Consider the following 6,113-nt stretch of genomic DNA (forward strand, 5'->3'; position numbering starts at 1 on the left):
CCGGAGGATCCGGCGGGACGGCGGCGGCGGGGCTCCGCGTACGCCGACCGGCCCGCTCCGCCGGCCGGCTGACACCGCCTGCGTTGTCGGGCGACGGGGGCGCCGGCCGTGTGGCGGCGGACCACCGCCCGGGACCGGGTGGCAGACTGGTGGGGTGAGCGATACCGAGCTGATCCGCCTCAAGCCCCGTCGCATCCGGGTGGTCTGCTGGGCCTCGGCCGCCGCCGTCCTGGTGGTCTTCAGCCTGGTGGCGACCTCGCTCACCGGCCGGACCGGCGACGGCTACGGCACCTTCCAGCGCGGCGACCAGCTCGCCATGGTCGGCCTGGGCGTCCTCGGCGCGCTGGCCATCCTGCTCTTCACCCGCCCCCGGATCGAGGCGGACGCCCGGGGCGTGCGGGTGCGCAACGTGATCGGCTCGTACGAGCTGCCCTGGGAGGTCGTCCGCAGGGTGCGTTTCGACCGGGGCGCCCCCTGGGCCAGCCTGGAGCTGCACGACGACGACCTGGTCCCGATGGTCGCCCTCCAGGCGGCCGACGAGCAGATCGCGGTCGAGGGCGTCCGCGCGCTGCGCCGGCTGCACCAGGCCCACCTGGCCGCGTCGGCGGCCGGCCAGACGAGTCGCTGAGCCCCCGGTCACACCCGCGCTGACCTGCGAGCCCGGTTTGGGGATGCCTGGGGCGAGGGTGTAGTGTTGCCGAGTCGACCAGACTGCCCCCGTTCCGACGTGCGGGCGGTCTTGAAGCGGAGCGCCTGCTCCCACCCGAGTCGCCCCTGACGGTGGCCGGGTCCGGTCCCCGGTTTCGGGCACGTCCCGGTCCCGGATGCGCGATCATGTGATCGTGCCGACCGGTCGAGCGGGCCCTGGCATGCGCCAGGGCCTTCTGCTTTCCGGCGGCCCCCACCCGGGGGCCCACGGGGTCGCCACACGCAGGACACTCGACTCGAGGAGGCCCCATCAGCGTCGAACCACGCGTGAACGAGCAGATCCGGGCACGTGAGGTCCGACTGGTCGGCCCTGAGGGTGAGCAGGTGGGCATCGTCCCGCTGGAGCGCGCCCTGCAGCTGGCCGCGGACGTCGACCTGGACCTGGTCGAGGTTGCGCCGATGGCGCGCCCGCCGGTGTGCAAGCTCATGGACTTCGGCAAGTTCAAGTACGAGAGCGCACTGAAGGCGCGCGAAGCGCGGCGTAACCAGCAGCAGACCGTCATCAAGGAGATGAAGCTCCGGCCGAAGATCGACCCGCACGACTACGAGACCAAGAAGGGTCACGTGGTGCGGTTCCTCAAGGCGGGCGACAAGGTCAAGGTGACGATCATGTTCCGCGGTCGCGAGCAGAGCCGCCCGGAGCTGGGTTACCGGCTCCTGCGCCGGCTCGAGTCCGAGATCACGGACCTGGGATACGTCGAGGCCGCTCCGAAGCAGGACGGTCGAAACATGATCATGGTTCTCGCCCCGCACCGGGCCGTCAAGGCCTCCGCGGTCGCCGCCACGGCGTCCCGCGGTGGACCTCGGGAACGGGGCGCGGAGGAGGCCGGTGCTCCAGAGGCCGGCGAGACCCCGGAGGCCGGCGAGACCGGCCCGACCGCTGACACCAGCGGCCAGTAACAGGGAGAAGACGTTCCACATGCCGAAGATGAAGAGCCACACGGGTATGGGCAAGCGGGTCAAGGTGACCGGCAAGGGCAAGATCGTTGCCCAGCAGGCCGGCCTCCGCCACAACCTGGAGAAGAAGCCCTCCACCCAGACCCGCCGGCTGACCGGCACGGTCGAGCTGGCCAAGGCTGACGTCAAGCGCATCAAGAAGCTGCTCGGCCGCTGACGCGCGCCACCTGAACCGAAGAAGGAGTTGAGATGGCACGCGTCAAGCGGGCTGTGAACGCCCAGAAGAAGCGTCGTACCCTGCTGGAGACCGCGAGCGGTTACCGCGGTCAGCGCTCCCGGCTGTACCGCAAGGCCAAGGAGCAGGTGCTGCACTCGATGCAGTACGCCTACCGGGACCGTCGTGACCGCAAGGGCGACTTCCGGCAGCTCTGGATCCAGCGCATCAACGCTGGTGCCCGGGCCAACGGCATGACCTACAACCGGCTGATCCAGGGCCTGCGCCTGGCCGGCATCGAGGTCGACCGCAAGATCCTGGCCGACCTGGCCGTCAACGACGCCGCGGCGTTCGCCGCGATCGTCGAGCTGGCCCGCGCCGCCGTGGCGGCCGAGGGCACCGGTGGCGCCGCGGCCCAGGCCGCCTGATCCACCCGCAGCAGATCGAGGCGTCTCCCATGCAGTCACCATCGCGCGGGAGGCGCCTCGACGCTGTCTCCGGCCGGTTCACCCCGCGGACCCCCAGGGTGGCCGCCGCCCGCCGGCTGCACCGCCGCCGGGACCGCGAGGCCACCGGCCGGTTCCTGGCCGAGGGCCCGCAGGCGGTCCGCGAGGCCCTCGCCCGCGCGGGCACGGTCGCCGAACTCTTCGGTACGCCGGCCGCCCTCGACCGGTACGCCGACCTGGCGGCGACCGCCGCCCGGGCCGACGTACCCGTTTCCGAGGTGACCGACGAGGCCCTGGCGGCGCTCGCCGAGACCGTCGCCCCGCAGGGCCTCGTCGCCGTCTGCCGGCACCTCGACGTGCCGCTGGAGACCGCCCTGGCCGCCGGCCCGCGCCTGGTCGCGGTGCTCGCCGAGATCCGCGACCCGGGCAACGCCGGCACCGTGCTGCGCACCGCGGACGCGGCCGGGGCGGGCGCGGTGGTCTTCGCCGGCGACGCCGTCGACCCGTACAACGGCAAGTGCGTGCGGGCCTCCGCCGGCAGCCTCTTCCACCTCGACGTGGTCCGCGCCGCCGACCCCCGCGCGGTGGTCGAAGCGCTACATGCCGCCGGGCTCTCGATTTTCGCTACCACCGGGTACGGCGACAGCGACCTCGACGACCTCATCGACTACGGGCGGCTCGCCGCCCCCACCGCCTGGCTGTTCGGCTCCGAGGCGCACGGCCTGCCCGAGGAGCTGACCGCCGCCGCCGACGCCCGGGTCCGGGTGCCGCTGCACGGCCGCGCCGAGAGCCTGAACCTGGCTGCGGCCGCCGCCGTCTGCCTGTACGCTTCAGCCAGAGCACTGCGCTGACCTCGTCACGCGCGCTACTGAGCACAGGGGAGTCGTCCGCATGGTGAACGCGTCACGGCGTTCGTTTAGCCAGCCCGCCGGTGTCGGCGGGCGGCGGGCTGCGACCCTTCCTCCCGCGTAACTCCCACCGGCGGGCTGCGGCACAGCCGCGCGTCCGTAGACTCGCCTAGCCGCCCGTGAGGGCTGGCGCCGCCGTGAGGGAGTGCCCGTACGCCATGAGCTACCGCAACGATCCGTACGACCCGAAGCAGGTCGCCCTGCTGGACCCGGCCGCCCTGGCCGAGGCCGTCGCCGCCGCCGAGAAGGCGTTCGCCACCGCCGCCGACCCGGACGCGCTGACCGCGCTGCGCCCCGCGCACCTCGGGGACCGGGCCCCGGTCTCGCTGGCGCGCCGGGAGATCGGCGCGCTGCCGCCGGCCGCGAAGTCCGACGCGGGCAAGCGGGTCAACGAGGCCCGCCGGGCGATCGAGAGCGGCTACGCCGCCCGCCAGGAGGTCCTGGAGCGCGAGCAGGCCGCCCGGGTGCTGGTCGAGGAGCGGGTCGACGTGACCCTGCCGTACGACCGGCACCCCCGGGGCGCCCGCCACCCGTTGAGCACCCTGATGGAGCAGATCAGCGACCTGTTCGTCGGGATGGGCTACGAGGTGGCCGAGGGCCCCGAGGTCGAGCTGGAGTGGACCAACTTCGACGCGCTGAACATCCCCGCCGACCACCCGGCCCGCGGGCTGATGGACACCTTCCACATCGCACCGCCGGCCGGTGCCGAGGGCTCCGGTCTGGTGCTGCGCACCCACACCTCGCCGGTGCAGGCGCGCACCATGCTCACCCGCAAGCCGCCGATCTACGTGATCGTGCCCGGCCGGGTCTACCGCACCGACGAGCTGGACGCCACCCACGCGCCGGTCTTCCACCAGGTCGAGGGCCTGGTGGTGGACAAGGGCATCACCATGGCGCACCTGCGCGGCACGCTCGACCACTTCGCCCGGGCGATGTTCGGCGAGGGCGCGAAGACCCGCTTCCGGCCGCACTACTTCCCGTTCACCGAGCCGTCGGCCGAGTTCGACGTCTGGTTCCCGGAGCACCGGGACGGGCCGCGCTGGGTGGAGTGGGGCGGCTGCGGCATGGTCAACCCGCGGGTGCTGCGCGCCTGCGGCATCGACCCGGAGGTCTACTCCGGATTCGCGTTCGGCATGGGCATCGACCGCACCGTGATGTTCCGGCACGGGGTCAGCGACATGCGGGACATGGCCGAGGGCGACGTGCGGTTCACCCGCGCGTTCGGGGTCGGGGCGTAGGCGATGCGGGTACGAGTCACGGGAACGGTGGTCTGAAGTCATGCGAGTTTCTGTCAGTTGGCTGCGGGAGTACGTCGACCTCCCCGCCGACCTGCCCACCGGCGACCTGGAGCAGGCCCTGGTCGACCTCGGCATCGAGGTCGACTCCGTGGTGGACCTGCGGGAGAGCGTCACCGGTCCGCTGGTGGTCGGCGAGGTCCTGGAGATCGAGGAGCTGACCGGCTTCAAGAAGCCGATCCGGTTCTGCCGGGTCGACGTCGGCGCCGCGAACGGCACCGGCGAGCCGCAGGAGATCGTCTGCGGGGCGCGCAACTTCGCCCAGGGCGACCGGGTGGTGGTGATCCTGCCCGGTGGCGTGCTGCCGGGGGACTTCGTCATCGGCGCGCGCAAGACCTACGGGCGCAACTCCGCCGGCATGATCTGCTCCGCGAAGGAGCTGGGCCTGGGTGACGACCACTCCGGCATCATCGTGCTGCCGCCGGACACCCCGGCCAAGCCGGGCGACGACGCGCGCCCCGTCGTGGGGCTCGACGACGTCGTGGTCGAGCTGGACATCACCCCCGACCGGGGGTACGCGCTGAGCGTGCGCGGCCTGGCCCGCGAGCTGGGGCACGCCCTCGGCGTGCCGTTCCGTGACCCGGGCCTGGCGCACGCGCCCGGCGGCACCGCCGAGCCGGCGTACCCGGTCGAGGTGCGCGACACGGTCGGCTGCGACCGGTTCGCCGCGCGGATGGTGCGGGGCATCGACCCCACCGCCGAGACGCCCGGCTGGATGTCGCGGCGGCTCACCGTGGCGGGCGTACGCAGCATCTCGCTGCCGGTCGACATCACCAACTACGTGATGCTCGAACTCGGCCAGCCGATGCACGCCTTCGACGCCGACCGGATCAGCGGCCCGCTGGTGGTCCGCCGCGCCGAGGCGGGGGAGAAGCTGACCACCCTGGACGGGGTGGCCCGCACCCTGACCGCCGAGGACATGGTCATCTGCGACGACACCGGGCCGATCTCGCTCGCCGCGGTGATGGGCGGCGAGACCAGCGAGGTCATCGGCGGCACCACCGACGTGCTCTTCGAGGCCGCCCAGTGGGACCCGGTGATGGTCGGGCGCACCGCCCGCCGGCACCGGCTGTTCAGCGAGGCGGCGACGCGCTGGGAGCGGGGCGTCGACCCGGCGCTGCCACTGGTCGCCCTGGAGCGGGCGGTGCGGCTGCTCACCGAGCACGCCGGTGGCACCGTCGGCGAGCAGATCCTGGACATCGACCACGTCCGGCCGGTGCGGCCGGTCATCCTCCCGGCCGACCTGCCGTCCCGGCGGGTCGGGGTGGCGTACTCCCCGGAGCGGGTGGTCGCCCTGCTGGAGCAGGTCGGCTGCACCGTCGTCCGGGGCGCCGACCGGCTGGCCGAGGACCCGGGCGAGGTCGGCGTGGCGGCCGGCGCCGGCGACGTGCTCACCGTGACCCCGCCGACCTGGCGACCCGACCTCACCGACCCGGCCGACCTGGTCGAGGAGGTGGTCCGCCTCGACGGGTACGACCGGGTGCCGTCCGTGCTGCCCACCGCGCCCGCCGGGCGTGGCCTCACCTGGCAGCAGCGCCGCCGCCGGGCGGTGGCCCGCGCGCTGGCCGAGCGCGGCCACGTCGAGGTGCTGGCCCACCCGTTCACCGCGCCGGAGCTCGCCGACCAGCTCGGCCTGCCCGCCGAC

7 protein-coding genes are annotated in these 6,113 nt (G+C 73.5%); all 7 read left to right on the plus strand.

The genetic code is table 11. From position 1 onward, the window contains the following. The first annotated feature begins 154 nt into the window (after positions 1 to 154). Positions 155 to 628 (plus strand): PH domain-containing protein, encoded by a 474-nt coding sequence (locus tag KBX37_RS33105; RefSeq protein WP_210779761.1) that lies wholly within the window; start codon positions 155 to 157, stop codon positions 626 to 628. Positions 629 to 975: 347 nt separating this feature from the next. Further along, complete coding sequence (gene infC / locus KBX37_RS33110; RefSeq protein WP_210779762.1) at positions 976 to 1,608, plus strand: translation initiation factor IF-3; 633 nt, start codon at positions 976 to 978, stop codon at positions 1,606 to 1,608. A 19-nt stretch (positions 1,609 to 1,627) separates the two neighbouring features. Beyond that, positions 1,628 to 1,822 carry a 50S ribosomal protein L35 gene (rpmI, locus tag KBX37_RS33115; protein WP_026267805.1) on the plus strand — a complete coding sequence of 65 codons (195 nt, stop codon included), beginning with the start codon at positions 1,628 to 1,630 and terminating at the stop codon, positions 1,820 to 1,822. 32 nt (positions 1,823 to 1,854) lie between these two features. Further along, the gene (rplT, locus tag KBX37_RS33120; RefSeq protein WP_030335718.1) at positions 1,855 to 2,247 is read left to right on the plus strand and encodes a 50S ribosomal protein L20; all 393 of its coding nucleotides are present in this window, start codon (positions 1,855 to 1,857) and stop codon (positions 2,245 to 2,247) included. A gap of 29 nt (positions 2,248 to 2,276) precedes the next feature. Next, positions 2,277 to 3,116, plus strand: a complete 840-nt coding sequence (locus tag KBX37_RS33125) for an RNA methyltransferase (RefSeq protein WP_210779763.1) — start codon at positions 2,277 to 2,279, stop codon at positions 3,114 to 3,116. Between the two features lie 215 nt (positions 3,117 to 3,331). Then, positions 3,332 to 4,411 carry a phenylalanine--tRNA ligase subunit alpha gene (gene pheS / locus KBX37_RS33130; protein ID WP_210779764.1) on the plus strand — a complete coding sequence of 360 codons (1,080 nt, stop codon included), beginning with the start codon at positions 3,332 to 3,334 and terminating at the stop codon, positions 4,409 to 4,411. A 40-nt stretch (positions 4,412 to 4,451) separates the two neighbouring features. Further along, positions 4,452 to 6,113: phenylalanine--tRNA ligase subunit beta (gene pheT / locus KBX37_RS33135; RefSeq protein WP_210779765.1), on the plus strand; the 1,662-nt coding region annotated here is incomplete at its 3' end.

Origin of the sequence: Micromonospora sp. U56 (assembly GCF_018070095.1) — a bacterium.
GTDB lineage: Bacteria > Actinomycetota > Actinomycetes > Mycobacteriales > Micromonosporaceae > Micromonospora > Micromonospora purpureochromogenes.